Raw genomic sequence first — 20,062 nt, 5'->3', positions numbered from 1 at the left:
CTGGAAATATAAAAACCAAACTCCAGGCAAAATATAAATGAAACATAAACTTATTCGTTATTTTAATATAACCGTTTGTTTTTAAATGCCTAACTTATTAATATGGCAACGAAGTCGAAATGGTTACTATACTTAGCTTAATCATAAAAATATATTTCATAATTTTGTTTAATCTTTATTGACGAAACTAATTAATTGGCTATTTTAAATTTATTTAGTAAACATTATTGGTTAACAAAAAGGAATCATCATGCGGATATTGATTGTTGAAGATAACGCATTACTTCGCCATCACTTAACCGTACAACTACGGGATATCGGACATCAAGTCGATGCTGCGGAGAATGCCAAAGAAGCTGACTATTATCTTAAAGAAAGCCACCCAGATATTGCTATTGTTGATCTGGGATTGCCGGGAGAAGATGGGCTCACCATGTTGCGACGTTGGCGTAATGAACAGATTAATTTACCTATTCTTGTACTGACTGCCCGTGAAAGCTGGCAGGAAAAGGTTAATGTGCTGAACGCAGGAGCAGATGATTACGTTACTAAACCGTTTCATCTGGAAGAAATTAATGCCCGGATACAGGCATTAATGCGGCGCAATAGTGGTTTAGCTTCTCAACTTGTTGAGTTGTCACCTTTTTTAATTGATCTTTCACGAAAAGAATTTTCAGTTAATGATACCAATATCAGGCTGACTGCCTTTGAATATACCATCATCGAAACCCTGATGCGTAATAATGGCAAAGTTGTCAGCAAGGAATCATTAATGCGTCAGTTATACCCAGACGCTGAATTACGGGAAAGTCATACAATTGATGTTTTAATGGGGCGTTTAAGGAAGAAAATATCGAACGAATGGCCTAACGAGGTAATTGTTACTGTTCGAGGTCAAGGTTATCGTTTTGATGTGAAAGAGCAAGATGTCTAGGTTCTCTGAAAAATACTTTTCTCTGAGAGCTCGTTTTCTCATGGCAACGGCTGTGATTATTCTTGCCATGACATTATCTTATGGCGTTGTTGCCTTTATTGGGTATTTTCTGAGTTTCGAACATACTAGTTATACGGTACTCAAAACCCAAAGTAATTTATTTCTTTCTCTTGCCAGATGGGAAAATAATAAACTGGAAATATTATCGCTTCCAAATGTATTTCCAAATAACAAGATGTTAACGCTGATTTATGACCACGAAGGAAACCTTCTCTGGCGCCAAAATAATGTGCCTGAATTGGAAAAGAAGCTGAAGCCAGAATGGCTGAAAAAAGAAGGATTTTACGAGATACAAAGGTATGGTAAAGAAAAAGGAGACTTTATTTATAACCAGACACCAACTTCAAATCCAAGTGGTGTGAAAGATACCAGAGGTGCAAAAGATCCAAAGAATCAAATAAATGAAGCCCAAAAAGCAGATGAAAAAGATAATACGTTACTAAATTATACGGTTGCAGTAAGTATCCACTCTGCAACCGATAATCTACCCGCAATGACTGTCGTTATCATTGATGCTATTCCACAAGATATACAAGAGACAGCAACAGTCTGGAAATTATTTGGTTATGTGCTGATAGCCAATTTTTTGTTCGTTATTCCATTAATTTGGCTTGCTGCTGATTGGAGCCTTAAGCCAATTAAATCGCTGATCACTCAAATAAGTTCTTTAGAAAAAGGGGAACGAGAAAGGTTGGATGAAAATCCACCTTCTGAGTTGAAGGGCTTGGTCAGAAATTTAAATGTCTTATTAGACAGCGAGCGCAAGCGTTATGCCAAATACCACACAACGCTGTCAGACTTGACGCACAGTTTAAAAACGCCATTGGCCGTTTTGCAATCAACGCTACGCTCTCTAAGAGCTCCGCAAAAAACAACAATTAAACAAGCTGAACCCATTATGCTTGAGCAGATTGACAGAATTTCCCAGCAGATTGGTTATTACCTGCATCGTGCCAATATGCGCGGCGATCATGACCTGATGCTTAGACAAGTGTCCTCGGTTCCGATTTTACTGGGTAGCTTAATCAGTGCGTTAGAAAAGGTATATCAGCAGAAAGATGTGAATATCACGCTAAATGTATCCCCTGAGGTGACCTGGCTGGGTGAAAAAAATGATTTTTTGGAAGTGATGGGAAATGTTCTGGACAACGCTTGCAAGTATTGCCTGGAGTTTGTTGAAGTCATTGCTTCCATGGGCGAAAACTCCGTCACCATTATTGTTGATGATGATGGGCCGGGCGTTCCGCCGGATAAGCATGAGATGATTTTCCAACGCGGATTGCGGGCTGATACTTTGCGTTCAGGGCAAGGACTTGGGCTTTCAATCGCTTCTGAAATTGTCGGGCAATATGATGGCGATATCAGCATTGAAGATAGCCCATTGGGTGGTACACGAATGAAAATCGTTTTTCGGGCACAGCAAATTAACAATGGCAATAATTAGTCGATTTACGACCGAGTCGTGAAATATTGAAACCAAGGCTGATATCGTCGTTGACTATTCGTTATAATAGCCCGAAATTCACTTCTCACTTCAGGATGTCACCATGGATTATCAGCTAAATCTGGACTGGCAGGCGTTTTTGCAAAACCATTGGCAAAAGCGACCATTGCTGATTAAACAAGGTTTCCGTCAGTTTATTGATCCCCTTTCTCCTGATGAGCTGGCGGGATTGGCGATGGAAAATGAAATCGATAGTCGCTTGGTCAGCCAGAAAAATGGCCGTTGGGAAGTTACCCATGGGCCATTCGAAGATTACGACCATTTAGATACAAAAGACTGGTCATTGCTTGTACAAGCCGTTGACCATTGGCATCTTCCTTCCTCTGCATTGATGAAACCATTCCGGGTACTGTCTGATTGGCGCATGGATGACCTGATGGTATCGTTTTCTGTACCGGGGGGCGGTGTTGGCCCTCATCTTGACCAATATGATGTCTTTATCATTCAAGGAAAAGGCCGTCGACGTTGGCGTGTAGGCGAAAAAATACCAATGAAGCAACATTGCCCGCATCCCGATTTATTGCAGGTGGAACCGTTCGAAGCCATCATTGATGAAGAAATGCTACCGGGCGATATTCTTTACATTCCACCAGGCTTTCCACATGAAGGCTATGCCATTGAGGATTCCCTGAACTATTCAGTGGGGTTCCGAGCCCCCAATGCGCGTGAGTTATTCAGTGGTTTTGCTGATTACATACTGGCAAACGAATTAGGCAGTCATCGCTACAGCGACCCCAAATTGACATTCCGTGAGAATCCAGCATTAATTCAAACCGATGAACTGGCCACTCTGCGCTCGATGATGCTTGAGTTGCTGGATCAACCTGAGACGTTCCAGAGCTGGTTTGGTGAGTTTATTTCTCAATCACGCCATGAACTGGATCTTGCTCAACCTGAACCACCTTATGAAAGTGATGAAATCTACGAACTGCTGAAACAAGGTGAAGAATTAAATCGGCTGACTGGGTTGCGTGTTCTGCGTGTCGGCGATCAATGTTTCGTCAATGGCGAATTGATGGATACTCCCCATCTCCACGCAGCGGATACACTTTGCCAATATAGCAAGGTCAACGCAGAACTGTTGGGAGAGGCTATCGACGATGTTCGGTTTATTAGCCTGCTGACTGCTTTGGTTAATAGTGGTTATTGGTATTTCAACGATTAATTTTCATCCATTGTGACCAACAATTTTTGGCAACAAAGGGGGCGGCATAGCCCCCTTTGTTATTGGGTCAGTATGAGATGAATATGGCATTAATCAAGCAAGGCAGATGAACCAGACAAAACACACTGCCCATGCTTCGCTGTCAATTCAGCAATGCGCATAATAACATTCACCGCCTGTTCCATCCCTTCCAGAGAAATGAATTCATGCTTACTGTGATAATTGTAACCACCGGTGAAAATATTCGGGCAAGGCAGGCCGCGATAAGAAAGTTGTGCCCCATCTGTACCGCCACGAATTGGCTGAACTATCGGCTCAATACCACAATCCAGCATGGCCTGTTTAGCTATATCAATCACGTGTGGATGTTTAATTATCTCACTGCGCATATTGTAGTAGCTATCATCCATTGTCAGTTCAATATAGCAATCTGGATGCAGTCCTTTTCCGATTTTTTCAGCGATAGTGAACAACGTTTCTTTCCGTTTTTCAAAACCCGTACTGTCAAAATCTCGAATGAGGTAGTGCATTTCAGTACGTTCCACAGTGCCCTTGATACTCTCCAAGTGATAGAAGCCTTCATACCCTTCGGTCTTTTCCGGCGTTTCTTCGGCAGGAAGCGCGTGATGGATCTGCATTGCCAAAGATAATGCATTGACCATCACCCCTTTGGCACTCCCGGGATGAACCATATTGCCTATAATTTTAATCACCACTGATGCAGCATTAAAATTTTCAAACTCCAGTTCCCCCACTCCCCCGCCATCAACAGTATAGGCCCATTCCGCACCAAAGGCGGCAATGTCTAAATAATGCCCTCCGGAACCAATTTCTTCATCGGGTGTGAAAGCAATGCGTAACTCCCCATGTGGAATGTTTTGTTGTTTCAACCGCACCATTGCTGTGATGATTTCAGCGATCCCCGCTTTATTGTCAGCACCCAACAGTGTCTTCCCATCAGTCGTTATCAATGTTTTTCCCAACAAGTTATGTAATACAGGAAACATGACCGGCGATAACACTTCATCTCCCATTCCCAATGCAATGTCTCCCCCACGGTAATTCTCCAGAATTTGGGGGTTAACATGTTTGCCGGGAAAATCAGGTGACGTATCAAGATGTGAAATGAAGCCAATAACCGGCACAGGCCAAGCAACATTTGATGGCACGGTTGCCATGACATATCCCCGTTCATCAAGGATGACATCAGAAAAACCGAGTTGAATTAATTCGTCGTATAACTCTTTGCCAAGTTTCAATTGGCCGTTACTGCTGGGAATGGTTTTAGCGGATGGTTTTGATTGAGTATTAAATGCAATATATTTAAAAAAACGCTCTAATAATCTATCCATCTTCTCCCCCCTAAATCACGTAGGTTTATTATGGAGAAGATGGATAGAGCAAATCTTGCGTCAAATCAGCTTTTATCTGCCTTCATTTGCTGAATTAAGGATTGTACATATTCAGCAACAACTTTGCTGGCATGGCCATAATGTTTTTCATCAAACAGATTTTCAACCTGGCTTGGCTCCAGATTCAATTCAACAGTATGTGCCCCAGACAATTTAGCTTCATGCACGAAACCAGCCGCAGGGTAAACATGCCCTGACGTGCCAATGGCAATAAAAATATCAGCGTCCGCCAGAGCAGAATAAATTCGTTCCATGCCTAATGGCATTTCCCCAAACCATACAACATGGGGACGCAAGTGGGAGGGAAACTGGCAACAATGGCAACGATCATCCATCGTTAATTCACTTGTCCACTCGATCACTTGACCGGATTGGCAACAACGCACTTTCAGCAATTCGCCGTGCATATGCAGAACACGGTGACTGCCGGCGCGTTCATGCAGGTTATCGATATTTTGTGTCACCAATAGGAAATGATCGCCGAGGAGCTCCTCAAGCTCGGCCAAAGCATAATGTGCGGCATTGGGCCTGATTTCCGATTGTTGAAGTTGTTCCCGGCGTGCATTGTAAAATGCCTGAACCATACCAGGATCCCTCTGGAAGCCTTCCGGTGTCGCAACATCTTCCACCCGATGCTCTTCCCACAGTCCATCAGCAGCACGAAATGTTTGTATGCCTGATTCGGCAGAAATTCCTGCCCCAGTCAGCACCACCACGTAGGGTTTTTCTATTTTATTTGCCAATCGAATATCCCTGTAAAAGTTTTGTCGATGTAATCGCTGACGCCGTAACCGTTTAATTCGGTAAAACTTACCGTGCCGATAACGAATCCGCATGTCACCCTTTCCTTGTCAGGTCATTATTAAATGATATATGCCCTACTTTCCAAGGGCATTATCTGAAAATACGACTTAAGTATATTTTTTCTGCTGGCTTTTCCGCTAACGCAAAATTATACAATAACTTGCTTCGGGATAAGTTAATACCTTGGCATATTATTGACCACTCAAAATTCGCGCTGGATCAAGTTTACTGGCCCGACGAGCTGGATACCAACTGGCTAACAGGCTCAGAATCAATGCTGTCAGCAGAACATAAAAGACATCCATTGCATGTAATTCCGATGGCAGGAAATCAATAAAATAGATATCCCCTGACAGGAATTGGTGCCCGATCAGCTTTTCCAGCCCTTTAATCATAGTCGTCAAATTTAATGATATAAAAACCCCCACAATCGCACCAATACCGCTGCCGATCATCCCTGTAATTGAGCCATACCATAAAAAGATTGCCCTGACATGAGCATCTTTGGCACCCAAAGTCCGTAAGATAGCAATATCGCTGCTTTTATCTTTCACGGCCATAATCAGGGTTGAAATAATATTGAAGCAGGCAACGCCAATCACCAAAATCATGGCCAGATACATGATACTCCGTACCATTTGGATATCGTTGTACATATAGCCATAGTCTTTTATCCACGTGCTGATATAAACATACCTTCCCGTTGCCTTACCCGCGTCAAAAACCCGTTGCTCTGCTGCAAAAACATTATCTGCCTTGATAGCGATACCTGTAATGGCGTTGCCGTAATCCAGATATTGCTGGGCGTCAGATAAAGGCACCAGAGCCAGACTATGATCCAACATGCCACTTAATTGGAAAATGCCCGAGACTTGTAAGCGAATACGTTTGGGCTGTAAAAGTTTTAAACTCGGATCACTATTGGGGATCATGACGGTCAGCCAGTCCCCCTGTTTGACATGCAGAGAATTGGCAACTCCCTGCCCCAAAATGACCTGATTTTTCCCCGCACTGAAGCGACTCCACGCTCCATCACTCACAAATTGGGGCAAAGAGCTGACTTCTGTCTCAGTGGACAAATCCACCCCACGCACCTGTACGGCGTGGAGCTTTTCCCCGCGTTCCATCAAGCCGGTAAATTCAACATAGGGAGATGCCCCGGCAATCCCGGGTGTTTGCTTTACCTGTTCCAGCGCGGGCTTCCAATCTTGAAAAGGTTGCTCTACCGCATAAATCTGCCCGTGGGGTACAACAGAAAGTATTCGATTATTTAGCTCACGTTCGAAACCGTTCATTGCACTCAGGCCGATAATCAGTACCGCAACCCCCAACATAATGCCCAGAGTTGAAATAACAGAAATCAAAGAAACCATCCCTGAACGGCGGCGACCTCTGCTGAATCGTAATGCGGTAAATAATGCAAGAGGCAGATTTACCATTACATCTCCCCCGCTAGGGTTAATTCATCCTGTAGATAACCATCACGCATTTCTACCTGACGGGTCAGGCGACCGGCTAAAGCCAAATCATGGGTCACGACCAGAAATGCAGTACCTTGCCGCTGATTCAATTCCTGCAAGAGTTGGAATACGCTCTCTGCATTACGCTGATCAAGGTTGCCTGTAGGCTCATCCGCCAATACCAGTGAAGGTTCATTCACCAAAGCCCGGGCAATTGCAACACGTTGACGTTCTCCCCCAGACAATTCCGACGGTCGGTGATGCGCCCGCTTTTCCAGCCCGACGGCAGCCAGCATCTCCAGTGCCTTTTGTTTAGCCAACTGACGTTTTTTCCCGCCAATCAATAGCGGCATGGCCACATTTTCCAGCGCATTAAAATCCGGCAAAAGGTGGTGAAACTGGTAAATAAAACCAAGTTCATTATTCCGTAGTTCTGCACGCGCAGAAGAAGACATCTGATTCAAAGAATTACCCTTGAAAATCACTTCGCCAGCCGTTGGGGAATCCAGCCCACCAAGCAAATGCAATAACGTACTTTTACCGGATCCAGAACTGCCGACAATTGCCATCATTTCTCCTTGTTGCATAGAAAAAGTGACATTTTTCAACACCTCTGTGGAAACATTGCCTTCCTGATATTTTTTACACAGATGATGACACAGCAATAAGGGTTGGTTACTCATAACGTAGAGCCTCAGCAGGTTGGACGGCAGCCGCGCGCCAGGATGGATATAAAGTCGAAAGCAAAGATATCAGCATGGCACTGACGGCAATTATTACGACTTGCATAGGATCAAGTGCAACAGGTAATTTGATCCCTTCAGTCAACAAGCCGATAACCGGCATCAAATTATTCAACTGACTGGACAGCAGTACTCCCAACCCTGTTCCCAGCAGAGCACCAATAATGCCTGCCCCTGCACCTTGTAACATAAAAATTGCCATTATCTGGCGACGAGTCAGCCCCTGTGTCTGCAAAATGGCAATTTCGCCTTGTTTTTCCATCACAAGCAAAGAAAGTGAAGTGATAATATTAAAAGCAGCAACGGCAATAATGAGGCTCAATAACAGGCCCATCATATTTTTTTCCATGCGCACCGCCTGAAAAAACTCTCCCTTGCGCTCACGCCAATCTTTCCAAACCAACCCATCAGGCAGTTTTTGCTGGCTCAGCACATCAACTGACAATGGCTTGTTAAGATATAAACGCCATCCAGTAATGTCCCCGACGGGATAACGCAGCAAACGTGCTGCATCTTGCTGATTGACCAGCATCTCAGTGTCGTCAACCTCACTGTTGGCGTAAAACGTACCTGCTACAGTGAATAATCTCTGGCTGGGAATTCTGCCCATTGGTGTTAATTGACTGGCACTGGGCACAATAACGCGGATTTGATCACCACGTTTAACACCCAATTTTGCCGCCAGTTTTTCTCCCAAAATGACAAAATAGCGTCCTGCTTGCAGCTGGCTGCGATCACCATCGACTATATATTCAGCCAGCGGTGAATATTCATCAGGTGTAATCCCCTGCATAACGCCGACACCGACATTACGGGGACTTTGCAGTACTACATCTCCCTGAACCAAAGGAGTAACGCGGTTAACACCTTTTAAACCCGAAAGTTCACTATTCGGATGTTCAGCAGGATTAATGAAACCCTTTTCCGATGTAATGATTGCCTGGGGCATAAAACCCAAAATACTTCCTTCCAATGTGCGTTCAAAGCCATTCATCACTGACAAAACAGTGATCAATGCCGCCACTCCCAGCGTAATGCCAATCGCTGATAGCCATGAAACAAAACGGCCAAACTTGTCGACCGCCCGCCCGCGCATATAGCGCATTCCTATAAATAATGAGACAGATTGAAACATGAAATCTGTACGCCCCTGTTGCCAAAGCAAAGTGTTCAGGGATAATAAAGGGTAGCAATACTTTATGGAACCACCCATATCCCGGTTCTGTGGTTTTTTTACTTAATCTCAACCTGCCAGCGTATTAATTGTATACCCTATGGATATCAAAATGCATCGAGGCGGCAAAGAAGTGATCCCCGGGAGCATAGATAACTATGTGACCGGAATGAGCGGATGCAGCCAGCAAAGAAGCTATTTGAAAGACGTCGGGCATAAGGCTACTGGGTCAAAAATGTGTTGGGAATGAACTGAATCTTAGAGAACACATCAAACGCTTATGTCAGCAAAATATCGTTATCAACTTCCTGAACGCCGTGGTGATATCCGCCACTTAGGTCATTTGACGGGTGCCGCCAGTGCCGTTGAATGTGCAGAAATCATTGAACGTCACTCAGGGCCAATACTGCTGGTGACAAAGGATATGCAAAACGCCCTGCGATTGCGTGATGAAATCCAACAATTCACCCATGCCCCAATAAATATGATGTCAGATTGGGAAACTCTGCCTTACGATAGTTTTTCTCCCCATCAAGAAATCATTTCCAATCGCCTGACTACACTTTACCACTTACCATTTATGACGAAAGGAGCACTGATCCTTCCCGTCAATACGTTAATGCAACTTGTCTGCCCACACGATTATCTTAAAGGGCATGCCTTGGTCATGCATAAAGGGCAACAACTTTCCCGTAATAAGTTACGGGCAGAATTAGAACAAGCGGGCTATCGCAGCGTTGAGCAAGTACTTGAGCATGGTGAGTTTGCCACGCGTGGTGCCTTGTTTGACCTATTTCCCATGGGAAGCGAACATCCTTATCGCATTGATTTTTTCGACGATGAAATAGATAGCCTACGCATCTTTGACGTCGATACTCAACGAACGCTGACAGAGGTAGAAAAAATCAATTTATTGCCGGCCCATGAGTTTCCAACCGATAAGGAAGCGATTGAGCTGTTTCGCAGCCAGTGGCGTGAACAGTTTGAAGTCCGCCGTGATGCTGAGCATATTTACCAGCAAGTCAGTAAAAAAATGTTGCCTGCTGGCATCGAATATTGGCAGCCGTTATTTTTTGAACACCCCTTGCCTTCCCTCTTCGATTATTTGCCTGAAAAGACCCTGATTATTAGCCAAGATTTAACCAATGCAGCAGAGCGTTTCTGGCAAGATACGGAACAGCGCTTTGAAAGCCGCAAGGTTGATCCCATGCGTCCGTTGCTTTCTCCTGAAAAAATTTGGTTACCCGTCAATAAGCTATTTTCAGCATTGAAAAACTGGCCTCGCATTCAAATAAGCAACGAATCCATTGCTCAAAAAGCAGGCCATACCAACCTTTCCTATCAGCCTCTGCCGGATTTATCGATTGCCGCACAGCATAAAGCGCCTTTGGATAAATTGCGCCGCTTCATGGAGCAGTTCAGCGGCAAAATTATCTTTTCAGTGGAAAGCGAAGGCCGGCGGGAATCCGTGCAAGAGTTGCTGTCACGAATCAAGGTCAGCCCGGCAAAAATCAATCAACTGTCAGAAGCCAGCCAACCCGGTCACTTTTTGATGCTTGGCTCAGCAGAACATGGTTTTATTGACGACGATAATCAAATCGCACTTATCTGTGAAAGCGACATGCTCGGTGAACGGGTCAGCCGTCGCCGCCAAGATAACCGACGCACAATCAATACCGATACGCTAATCCGCAATCTTGCTGAATTACGGCATGGTCAGCCTGTTGTGCACCTCGAACACGGGGTCGGGCGTTATCAAGGGTTAACCACGCTGGAAGCCGGTGGAATTAAAGCCGAATACCTTATTCTGACCTATTCCGGGGAGGATAAACTCTATGTGCCGGTATCTTCCCTGCATTTAATCAGCCGCTATGCTGGTGGTGCTGAAGATAGCGCGCCCTTGCATAAGCTGGGGGGAGAAGCATGGAGCAAGGCCCGTCAGAAAGCCGCAGAGAAAGTGCGTGATGTGGCGGCTGAATTATTGGATGTTTACGCACAACGTGCTGTCAAGTCAGGTTTTGCTTTCACAAATGATCGTGAGCAATATCAACTGTTCTGCCAAAACTTTCCTTTCGATACCACCCCTGACCAAGAACAAGCCATCAATGCAGTTATCGATGATATGTGTCAGCCCATTGCCATGGATAGACTGGTCTGCGGCGATGTCGGGTTCGGAAAAACAGAAGTCGCAATGCGCGCTGCGTTTCTCTCCATCACCAATAACAAGCAGGTTGCCGTATTAGTGCCAACGACCTTATTGGCACAGCAGCATTATGATAATTTCCGCGATCGCTTTGCCAATTGGCCGGTGCATATTGAAGTGATGTCACGTTTTCGCAGTGCAAAAGAGCAACAGCAAGTCATCGACATGGCGGCAGAAGGAAAAGTCGATATTATTATCGGCACCCACAAGCTCCTGCAAAGTGATCTGCGCTGGAAAGATCTCGGCTTGTTGATTGTCGATGAAGAGCACCGCTTTGGTGTCCGGCATAAAGAACGCATTAAAGCTATTCGTGCGGATGTTGATGTTCTGACTCTGACCGCCACCCCGATTCCCCGCACCCTCAACATGGCAATGAGCGGAATGCGTGACCTGTCCATTATTGCGACACCTCCGGCCCGTCGATTGGCAGTAAAAACGTTCGTGCGGGAGTTTGACAACCTGATCATTCGCGAATCCATTCTGCGTGAAATTTTGCGTGGCGGACAAGTGTACTATCTGTATAACGATGTCGAAAATATTGAGAAGGCCAAAATTCGCCTTGAAGAATTAGTGCCGGAAGCCAGAATTGTTGTTGGTCATGGGCAAATGCGTGAGCGTGATCTGGAACGCGTCATGACGGATTTCCATCATCAGCGTTTTAATGTTCTGGTTTGTACCACAATTATTGAAACAGGGATCGATATCCCCAGCGCCAATACCATCATTATTGAACGTGCTGACCATTTCGGGTTGGCTCAATTGCATCAATTGCGGGGACGGGTTGGGCGTTCACATCATCAGGCCTACGCCTATTTATTGACGCCACATCCAAAAACAATGACCAGCGATGCGCAAAAACGGCTGGAAGCCATTGCATCCCTTGAAGACTTAGGGGCCGGGTTTGCATTGGCTACGCATGATTTAGAAATCAGGGGAGCCGGTGAATTGCTGGGTGAAGACCAAAGCGGGCAGATGGCCAGCATCGGCTTCACGCTTTATATGGAATTACTGGAAAGTGCCGTTAATGCACTCAAGGAAGGCCGCGAACCTTCACTTGAAGATTTAAGCAGTAGTCAGACAGAGATAGAGTTGCGCATGCCTGTTTTACTCCCGGATGACTATATTCCCGATGTTAATATGCGCCTGTCTTTCTATAAACGTATCGCCAGTGCGCGGGATGATGCAGAACTGGATGAGCTTAAAGTCGAACTCATCGACCGATTTGGTTTACTCCCCGATCCAGGCCGTCAGTTGCTGCAATCCGCATCTATTCGCCTGACAGCACACAAACTGGGCATTAAACGGATTGAAGCACATGAAAAAGGTGGATTTATCGAGTTTAGGCATGACAACAAAGTAGATCCTAACTATTTGATAGGGTTATTGCAGACACAGCCCAATGTTTATCGGCTTGATGGCCCATCAAAACTAAAATTCATTACTGAATTGACTGAACGGGCGGCTCGAGTCTCTTTCATCCAAGAATTATTGGGGTCTTTCGCTAAACACTTGCTGTGTGATCAATAGATCCCAGCAGTAACCCGTAGTTTTCACGCACTGGGCAGTGGATAGAAAGATTATGTGGATAAGAAAGATTCAGGTTTAATTTTAAGGTTGCGCTATCACGTCAACGCAATTCACCGAAGTAATTTCATGTGAATTGCGTACAAAGATAGCGCAATCATGAGCGCTATCTTTGACTATCGGGCAGAGAGAATTAATATTCTCGCGGGGAGTTAATAATTAATTGCCCTTTCTCATTTAAAGGGATTGAGCTTCCCGGTTCATATGGCATTCTGACTTTGCCGCCGCCTTTATCCCCGATCTCGTAATTGATGTCATATCCAATGATACTGATTTGCTCAAAATTAACGGGTATGCAATGTTCCAGTGTCGATTGAGATAAAGCAGGATATTCTTTCTTTACTTTTAAGTAATCAAGCAGAGTTAATATCTGGTATTTACGGGCAACCAGACTATTTCCCGGCAGATTTTTTACTGTAACAGGAATAGGGAATACGGCGATATGGCAATAGGATTGATGAATGGTAATAGATGCTCGTATAGGTTCCGAAGATACTACTTTCGCAACATTGGGAAACGGGGGTTTAAAAAAATACGTTGCAACACCAATGGTAGCAATAGTAATTATGAAACCAAGTAAGTACTGTCTTATATTTAGTTTAACCACATAGCACCTTGATATATTAATAATTTTGCGCGCATTTTATTAAGCAATTTTTTCAATGTATAAAAGCAACTAAAAATGCGTTTAATTTATTATTTAAGAAAAGTCCTATTCCAATAATCCAATTTTATAAAAAATATAATTTATTCCAGTAGGATTTACGTGCGTTTATTCCCTCAAGTTTATCTGTATACGAAGCTGATTTGAAATAACAAATAAAATATCTTAGTGGGATACTTTCTAATCCTAACAGCTCAAGTAAAATTGTGATACTACAGTAAGCTAACCAAAACCTGCTTTATTACAACGATTAGTTAAGTGCATAAATAAATTACTTCACTTTCTTAGAGAGCATACCGCAGTAAAACTATCTAAATTATCCCTTTGTATCATATAAATATAACAATATCTCCATTATTTAAAATAAACTCACATATAACAATAATTAGTTATTTCAACGCGATGGCTTCATGGAGTGTAAATAAAACTTTATTCATTATAATAAACAAGTTTGGTAAATTTAGAGAAGAATAATTATGATATGTATAATAATAAATATAACGCGTAAAAAAATGGCCTACGTGAATTAATTAAATTCAGGCAGACCATTTTTCAAATCAGTTTCTCAGCTCAGTTTCCCTGCCGAGTTTTCAATGAGTTAATGCAATTTCAACCGAGGGCGAATCACACGGTTAATTCCACCAACCAACATCATCAGACCCGTTTTAATATACCCGTGCAACGCCACCTGATGCATGCGATACAACGAGATATAAACGATACGTGCAATACGGCCTTCTACCATCATTGAACCACGCATCAAGTTACCCATCAGGCTGCCGACTGTGCTGAATTTAGATAATGAAACTAATGAACCATGATCTTTATAAACATATTCTTTCAATGGTTTTTCATTCAGCAATGCCAAAATATTATCGTAACAACGACTTGCCATCTGGTGAGCAGACTGCGCCCTAGGAGGAACAAAACCGCCCTCTTTTTTCGGACATGAAGCACAATCCCCGATAGCGAAAATATGGCTGTCACGCGTAGTCTGCAGCGTTGGCTCCACGACCAATTGATTGATTCGGTTTGTTTCCAACCCACCAATGTCCTTCATGAAGTCAGGCGCTTTGATCCCCGCCGCCCAAACCATCAGAGAGGCTTTGATCTGTTCGCCATCTTTAGTATTCAGGCCGTGCTCGTCAGCGCTGGTCACCATGGTTTTGGTTAAAACCTTAACGCCCAACTTGGTTAATTCCTGATGAGCTGCGCTGGAAATACGCGTAGGCAATGCAGGCAGGATACGCTCCCCTGCTTCAACCAAAGTCACATTCAAGACATCTGAATTCAGGTTTTCAAAACCATAGCTGTTAAACTGTTTCACTGCATTGTACAACTCAGCTGACAGCTCTACGCCCGTCGCACCGCCACCAACAATCGCAATATTCACCTTTTCTTCTGCACACTGATTTGCAGAATATTTCAGGAATAGATTTAACATCTCGTTATGGAAACGATGCGCCTGATGCGGATTATCCAGGAAAATACAATTGTCTTTCACGCCAGCCGTACCAAAATCATTTGATTGGCTGCCCAATGCCATGACAAGAATGTCGTAAGCCAGCTCACGCTCTGGAACCAACAAATCGCTGCCTTCATCACGGATTTCAGCCAAAGTGATTTTCTTTGCCTCACGATCGATATTCGTGAGTGTACCCAGCTGGAAATTGAAATGATGATTACTGCCATGAGCTAAATAACTCAATGCATCCACACCATCATCCAGAGAACCCGTCGCTACTTCATGTAATAATGGCTTCCATAAGTGGCTGTTATTGCGATCCACCAACGTAATTTCGGCTTTCTGCTTACGCCCTAATTTATGCCCCAAACGCGTTGCCAGCTCTAAACCACCAGCGCCCCCACCAATGATGACAATTCTTGTCTTTGGCGTTGTCATGACTACCCCACTGAAAATACAACTAATGTTATGTAAGAAGTTGAACGCGTTTTTAAATCAAAAACGTTAAATAACGCTCTTAAATAACATCAGGCTAGACAAATTTCATACGGAAATATCCCCAGAATATCATGGCTGGTCAGTTGGTCATACCAAAAATAGCCACAACTAAATTCTTTTGACTAATTAGACACCAATCACAAATTTTGCATTCTTATTTTCAATTAGTTGGATATTAATCATATTTATCACTGATTAATCTTTACAGTGTTAACGCAATGTGAATTGGAAATTTTTCGGTTCAACCAAACCCATCATCAGGGTTCTTGAAAGACTTATGAAAGGGAGTCTCAGAGTAAAAAAGGAATAGGGTAATCAATCACATCCCTATTCCTGATTTTATGGAGAAAAGAACAAATTATTTAAAAATCATTCACATCTTAACCACTTGTCGCATAAATCACGCAATGCCTTATTCGCTTGTTGCCAACGTTCAGATTTATGCAGTTCCTCTAGGCTAAACTGTTTTCCTTGATGATACAACCGCGATACCTTCTCTGAATTGATGATCGGCAGATTATCCAGCACACTGACCGCGCCTTCTCGGTTATTGCACACCAAAATCATGTCACAGCCCGCACTTAACGAGGCTTCTGCGCGTTCGGCATAACTCCCCATAACAGCCGCACCTTCCATTGATAAATCATCAGAAAAAATGACACCTTCAAAACCCAATTGCCCACGCAACACAGATTTCAGCCAATATGGCGAACCACTGGCAGGACGATGATCGACCTGAGGATAAATAACATGGGCAGGCATAATTGCATCCAACAAATTGCGTTGGATAAAATCACGAAATATCACCATATCATGGCAATTAATGTCATCCATTGAACGGTTATCCCTTGGTGTCTCTTTATGGGAATCAGCCGTTACCGCACCATGTCCGGGAAAATGTTTACCCGTTGAGCGCATTCCCGCAGAATGCATGCCCTTAATAAATTTTTCAGCCATTGCCATTGCAGGTGCAGGCTCTTCATGAAACGAGCGCTCACCAATGGCCGTGCACTTGTGCCCCAAGTCCAGCACTGGCGCAAAGCTGATATCAATATCCATCGCAATCATTTCTGAAGCCATCAGCCAGCCAGATTCTTCAGCCAGATAGGCCCCCATAAGATTATCATTCACACTGGCAAAAGATTGTGCGGCAGGTAAACGAGTAAAGCCTTCGTGAAAACGCTGAACACGCCCTCCTTCCTGATCAACGGCAATGACCAAGCGGCCATGGGAAGCCTCACGGATTTGGCGGACTAATTCACGTAATTGTTTTGTATCATGGAAATTGCGGGTAAACAGAATTAAGCCGCCCACTAATGGATGTTGCAGAATTTCGCGTTCTTCACTATCCAATTCATAACCAACAACATCTAACATTACTGGTCCCATAGCTTTCCTCATTATTTCTCTTTATTGGTTGTCATTTTTGACTCATGATCAGTTAAAACCTGCCAGCACAACACACCTGTTTTAAACTTATTACCTGAGTTTAAATTACATGAGCTTAAAGTTTAAAACTGTGGCGCAGAGGAGCCACCAATGATAAAAATTGTTGTTCTCTCGTCTGCTGCCAGCGTACCTCATACCACATCAGCATCATATACCTAACCCATGGCTCCCATCGTTTGATTTGCTGCTGTAACCGCTGGATATCCGAATAGCCTGATGCCTGAATACAATAATAATTCAAAAAAGTTTGTTGCTGTATCTCATCCCATTGATTTCCGTTAAACAGCACAGCCAAAGACAAACCAATATCGACATCTGCGGCATATTCCCAATCAATCAATTTTATCCCTTTATCGGTGATCAGCAGATTATCGGAATGAATATCCATATGGTCAGGCGCAATTTTTAAAGCGGCAGGCATTCTGGCCGTCATAAACAATTTATGTAAGTGTAACCAGCTGGGAGACAGGCGGTTCCGATCAATTTGCTGCCATTGGGAGGCAATTTGTTGTTTGAGTTTGAGTGGATATCCCATTGGAGGATGTCGATGCAGGACAGAAATTGTCTGGGCCAACGACTGTAACAGAGCAGGCTGGCTCAATGTGGTAGAGATTACTTTTTCCCCTGTAACCCACTTCAGCAGTAGCCAACGTTCGTTCATGGCGATAACTTTAGGGGCAATATCGCTAGTAGATAATCTGCGTAATATTTGTTTTTCCCGCCAGCGATTTACCCCAAGCGTTCGGTTATGTATTGTTTGTGCACGCCCAATCATCTGGCGCACACCATCCGTGATATAGTAACTGCCTTGTGTCAGCCCCGTTAGAGGCTCAATCTTCCAATACTCTGCCGGAATATCAGGCCATTGCTGGCATAATATTCTCAGCAAAGAATGATGCTGCAAAATGTTGTCGTCAGTTAACGTCACCACGACCTGACCACAGTATTTCACCCGTTTTAACCAGCATCAACTGCATTTCAATATTACGCTGACCATTGTGATTAGAAACCATAGAGTAAAGAACATAATCAGCATTCAAATAGCGTGCCAGACCGATAGACTTACTCCGCAGACCTAAACTATCCTCCGATGACAACCTAAGTGCTTGTCGAGCTGCATAAATTTGGGATTTGGAAACCACCCGGAAAACTTGTTTTCGACTGATGGCATCTGTAATCGCCTCTGTTGCTTTCAGAGTTCGCAATGAACTGTTGGTATTGTTTTTCACAGAATCAACCAACAGTAATTTTCCGGCATCCGCACCACTGGCTTTAGCCATCTTTTCAATCAATGGCTGAACAATGTCATTCCAATTAGTGGACTGGATTTTGGGAGGCAGGGGAACTTTTTCCGAGGGTTCTATCGGAGATGGTTCCTGTTTTGTCTCAGGCTGGGCTGGTGTAACAGGAGCAGGCTGTTGTGATTCGTGGAATGCACAACTTGCCAGCAGCATCGCTGATAATATAACAAAGAGAACTCTTTTCATTAATCTACTCCGGTTACATCGCTAACTTTTATTGGTACTTACTATCTATTTATACCCGTTGTCTTTCAAGTTACAGCTTTGTTGGCCGCACTCATTCATCCCGCCCCGCTTATATCAATATAAGGTTACTCTGCGCAGTGGCTTCTGTTTCCGAGAAGGGATAAATGGAAAGCTCCCGCCTTTGACCAAAGATCTGCTGTTGACTGGGCAAATTCGTTCCCGACGAACTTGCCACTCCCTTGTTGCCTCAGCAAAACTCAGAAATCCATAGGGTATATAATAAAACTATTATTTTGCTAACAGCGGGCCTAATGGGCGCCCACCAACCATATGCATATGGATATGGAATACTTCCTGCCCTGAATGACGGTTACAGTTCATGATTAAACGATAGCCATCTTCTGCGATGCCTTCATCCTGAGCGATTTTTGCTGCGACAGTAAATAGGCGACCCAGTGCCAGTTCATGATCAGCAGTAACATCGTTAACTGTCGGGATCAATACGTTGGGGATAATCAAAATATGTGTCGGTGCTTGAGGAGAAATATCACGAAATGCGGTTACCAAATCGTCCTGATAGATAATATCAGCTGGAATTTCCCGACGAATAATTTTACTAAAAATAGTTTCTTCTGTCATATCAATTCTCCTTTTATCACTTATTTTTCAGTAAGATCAACATGAAACAATTCACAAAAGTTTTTTGTTGTTACTTCGGCCAACTCATCAATGCTAACACCTTTCAAGACTGCCATATATTCAGCAACATCCCGTACATAGGCAGGCTGATTCTGTTTACCACGATGAGGAACTGGTGCCAGATAAGGCGAATCAGTTTCTACCAAAATTCTATCAAGTGGTACAAATCTGGCGGCTTCACGGATCTGTTCCGCGTTACGGAAAGTAACGATACCAGAAAAAGAGATATAAAAACCTAAATCCAGCAATGCCTTGGCGGTTTCTTTATCTTCTGTGAAACAGTGCAAAACACCACCGCAATCTTGCACATTTTCTTCTCGCAACACCATCAACGTATCATCTCTGGCTTCACGGGTATGCACGATCACCGGTTTATTTAATTCACGGCCAATTTGTATATGTTTACGAAATGAAGTGCGTTGGAGTTCTGCATTATCTTTCTGGTAATAATAATCCAGCCCCGTTTCCCCCATTGCTATGACATCTGTATCAGCGGCCAATCGGGCCAACTCTTCAAAATCGTAACCTTCATCCAAATTTAATGGATGGATCCCGCAGGAATAAGCGACATTTTCCCGCTTACCAATCAGGTTTTTCATCTGCTGAAAACCGGGCAATGTTGTTGCCACTGCCAGCATATATTTCACATCCCGCTCTGCAGCTTTTGCTACAACTTCATCAACACTTTTGTGCAGTGTTTCATAATCAAGGCAATCGAGGTGACAATGTGAATCAACTAAAAACATAATATGCTCGT

16 protein-coding genes are annotated in these 20,062 nt (G+C 43.7%); 4 read left to right on the top strand and 12 right to left on the bottom strand.

What is annotated here, in order from left to right; all coding sequences use genetic code 11:
* The first annotated feature begins 250 nt into the window (after positions 1–250).
* From phoP to FE392_RS00310, 3 genes are all read left to right on the top strand, one after another.
* On the top strand, positions 251–934 hold the full coding sequence (gene phoP / locus FE392_RS00320; RefSeq protein ID WP_319928246.1) for a two-component system response regulator PhoP: 684 nt from the start codon (positions 251–253) through the stop codon (positions 932–934).
* Positions 927–2,438 carry a two-component system sensor histidine kinase PhoQ gene (gene phoQ, locus FE392_RS00315; RefSeq protein ID WP_319928245.1) on the top strand — a complete coding sequence of 504 codons (1,512 nt, stop codon included), beginning with the start codon at positions 927–929 and terminating at the stop codon, positions 2,436–2,438. Before phoP ends, phoQ begins: the two co-directional genes overlap by 8 nt.
* A gap of 103 nt (positions 2,439–2,541) precedes the next feature.
* Positions 2,542–3,663, top strand: coding sequence for a ribosomal protein uL16 3-hydroxylase (locus FE392_RS00310; protein WP_319928244.1), 1,122 nt, complete (start codon positions 2,542–2,544; stop codon positions 3,661–3,663).
* Between the two features lie 89 nt (positions 3,664–3,752).
* Here the strand turns inward: FE392_RS00310 and pepT are convergent, their stop codons facing one another.
* The 5 genes from pepT to lolC all read right to left on the bottom strand — a co-directional run bounded on the left by pepT (position 3,753) and on the right by lolC (position 9,217).
* Positions 3,753–5,015, bottom strand: coding sequence for a peptidase T (gene pepT / locus FE392_RS00305; protein ID WP_319928243.1), 1,263 nt, complete (start codon positions 5,013–5,015; stop codon positions 3,753–3,755).
* A gap of 65 nt (positions 5,016–5,080) precedes the next feature.
* Complete coding sequence (gene cobB / locus FE392_RS00300; RefSeq protein WP_319928242.1) at positions 5,081–5,911, bottom strand: Sir2 family NAD+-dependent deacetylase; 831 nt, start codon at positions 5,909–5,911, stop codon at positions 5,081–5,083.
* Positions 5,912–6,070: 159 nt separating this feature from the next.
* Positions 6,071–7,318: a lipoprotein-releasing ABC transporter permease subunit LolE gene (lolE, locus tag FE392_RS00295; RefSeq protein WP_319928241.1), complete on the bottom strand. Its 1,248-nt coding sequence runs from the start codon at positions 7,316–7,318 to the stop codon at positions 6,071–6,073.
* Complete coding sequence (gene lolD / locus FE392_RS00290) at positions 7,318–8,022, bottom strand: lipoprotein-releasing ABC transporter ATP-binding protein LolD (protein WP_319928240.1); 705 nt, start codon at positions 8,020–8,022, stop codon at positions 7,318–7,320. Before lolD ends, lolE begins: the two co-directional genes overlap by 1 nt.
* Positions 8,015–9,217, bottom strand: a complete 1,203-nt coding sequence (gene lolC, locus FE392_RS00285; protein WP_319928239.1) for a lipoprotein-releasing ABC transporter permease subunit LolC — start codon at positions 9,215–9,217, stop codon at positions 8,015–8,017. Before lolC ends, lolD begins: the two co-directional genes overlap by 8 nt.
* 319 nt (positions 9,218–9,536) lie before the next feature.
* On the opposite strand from lolC, the gene mfd reads away from it, so the two are divergent.
* Complete coding sequence (gene mfd / locus FE392_RS00280) at positions 9,537–12,986, top strand: transcription-repair coupling factor (protein WP_319928238.1); 3,450 nt, start codon at positions 9,537–9,539, stop codon at positions 12,984–12,986.
* Between the two features lie 190 nt (positions 12,987–13,176).
* Here mfd and umoD read toward each other — a convergent pair whose 3' ends face one another.
* From umoD to FE392_RS00245, 7 genes are all read right to left on the bottom strand, one after another.
* The gene (gene umoD / locus FE392_RS00275) at positions 13,177–13,650 is read right to left on the bottom strand and encodes a UmoD family flagellar biogenesis regulator (RefSeq protein WP_319928237.1); all 474 of its coding nucleotides are present in this window, start codon (positions 13,648–13,650) and stop codon (positions 13,177–13,179) included.
* Positions 13,651–14,305: 655 nt separating this feature from the next.
* Positions 14,306–15,610, bottom strand: coding sequence for an NAD(P)/FAD-dependent oxidoreductase (locus tag FE392_RS00270; protein WP_319928236.1), 1,305 nt, complete (start codon positions 15,608–15,610; stop codon positions 14,306–14,308).
* A 429-nt stretch (positions 15,611–16,039) separates the two neighbouring features.
* Entirely contained in the window at positions 16,040–17,059 is a 1,020-nt protein-coding gene (gene nagZ / locus FE392_RS00265; RefSeq protein ID WP_319928235.1) for a beta-N-acetylhexosaminidase, read from the bottom strand.
* 115 nt (positions 17,060–17,174) lie between these two features.
* Positions 17,175–18,071 carry a phosphotransferase gene (locus tag FE392_RS00260; RefSeq protein ID WP_319928234.1) on the bottom strand — a complete coding sequence of 299 codons (897 nt, stop codon included), beginning with the start codon at positions 18,069–18,071 and terminating at the stop codon, positions 17,175–17,177.
* Positions 18,034–18,606, bottom strand: coding sequence for a penicillin-binding protein activator LpoB (gene lpoB / locus FE392_RS00255; RefSeq protein WP_319928233.1), 573 nt, complete (start codon positions 18,604–18,606; stop codon positions 18,034–18,036). Before lpoB ends, FE392_RS00260 begins: the two co-directional genes overlap by 38 nt.
* A 288-nt stretch (positions 18,607–18,894) precedes the next feature.
* Positions 18,895–19,245, bottom strand: coding sequence for a purine nucleoside phosphoramidase (gene hinT, locus FE392_RS00250; RefSeq protein ID WP_319928232.1), 351 nt, complete (start codon positions 19,243–19,245; stop codon positions 18,895–18,897).
* Between the two features lie 20 nt (positions 19,246–19,265).
* Positions 19,266–20,051 carry a metal-dependent hydrolase gene (locus FE392_RS00245; RefSeq protein ID WP_319928231.1) on the bottom strand — a complete coding sequence of 262 codons (786 nt, stop codon included), beginning with the start codon at positions 20,049–20,051 and terminating at the stop codon, positions 19,266–19,268.
* Positions 20,052–20,062: the final 11 nt, after the last annotated feature.

Origin of the sequence: Xenorhabdus santafensis, assembly GCF_033949405.1 — a bacterium.
In the GTDB taxonomy this organism is placed as follows: Bacteria; Pseudomonadota; Gammaproteobacteria; order Enterobacterales; family Enterobacteriaceae; genus Xenorhabdus; species Xenorhabdus santafensis.
This window is presented reverse-complemented; position numbering and strand designations above follow the sequence as displayed.

What these genes read in the sequence shown, in the direction of transcription:
- phoP (WP_319928246.1), top strand. Translation starts at nt 251, where the DNA reads ATGCGGATATTGATTGTTGAAGATAACGCATTACTTCGCCATCACTTA.
- phoQ (WP_319928245.1), top strand. Translation starts at nt 927, where the DNA reads ATGTCTAGGTTCTCTGAAAAATACTTTTCTCTGAGAGCTCGTTTTCTC.
- FE392_RS00310 (WP_319928244.1), top strand. Translation starts at nt 2,542, where the DNA reads ATGGATTATCAGCTAAATCTGGACTGGCAGGCGTTTTTGCAAAACCAT.
- pepT (WP_319928243.1), bottom strand. Translation starts at nt 5,015, where the DNA reads ATGGATAGATTATTAGAGCGTTTTTTTAAATATATTGCATTTAATACT.
- cobB (WP_319928242.1), bottom strand. Translation starts at nt 5,911, where the DNA reads ATGCGGATTCGTTATCGGCACGGTAAGTTTTACCGAATTAAACGGTTA.
- lolE (WP_319928241.1), bottom strand. Translation starts at nt 7,318, where the DNA reads ATGGTAAATCTGCCTCTTGCATTATTTACCGCATTACGATTCAGCAGA.
- lolD (WP_319928240.1), bottom strand. Translation starts at nt 8,022, where the DNA reads ATGAGTAACCAACCCTTATTGCTGTGTCATCATCTGTGTAAAAAATAT.
- lolC (WP_319928239.1), bottom strand. Translation starts at nt 9,217, where the DNA reads ATGTTTCAATCTGTCTCATTATTTATAGGAATGCGCTATATGCGCGGG.
- mfd (WP_319928238.1), top strand. Translation starts at nt 9,537, where the DNA reads ATGTCAGCAAAATATCGTTATCAACTTCCTGAACGCCGTGGTGATATC.
- FE392_RS00270 (WP_319928236.1), bottom strand. Translation starts at nt 15,610, where the DNA reads ATGACAACGCCAAAGACAAGAATTGTCATCATTGGTGGGGGCGCTGGT.
- nagZ (WP_319928235.1), bottom strand. Translation starts at nt 17,059, where the DNA reads ATGGGACCAGTAATGTTAGATGTTGTTGGTTATGAATTGGATAGTGAA.
- lpoB (WP_319928233.1), bottom strand. Translation starts at nt 18,606, where the DNA reads ATGAAAAGAGTTCTCTTTGTTATATTATCAGCGATGCTGCTGGCAAGT.
- hinT (WP_319928232.1), bottom strand. Translation starts at nt 19,245, where the DNA reads ATGACAGAAGAAACTATTTTTAGTAAAATTATTCGTCGGGAAATTCCA.
- FE392_RS00245 (WP_319928231.1), bottom strand. Translation starts at nt 20,051, where the DNA reads ATGTTTTTAGTTGATTCACATTGTCACCTCGATTGCCTTGATTATGAA.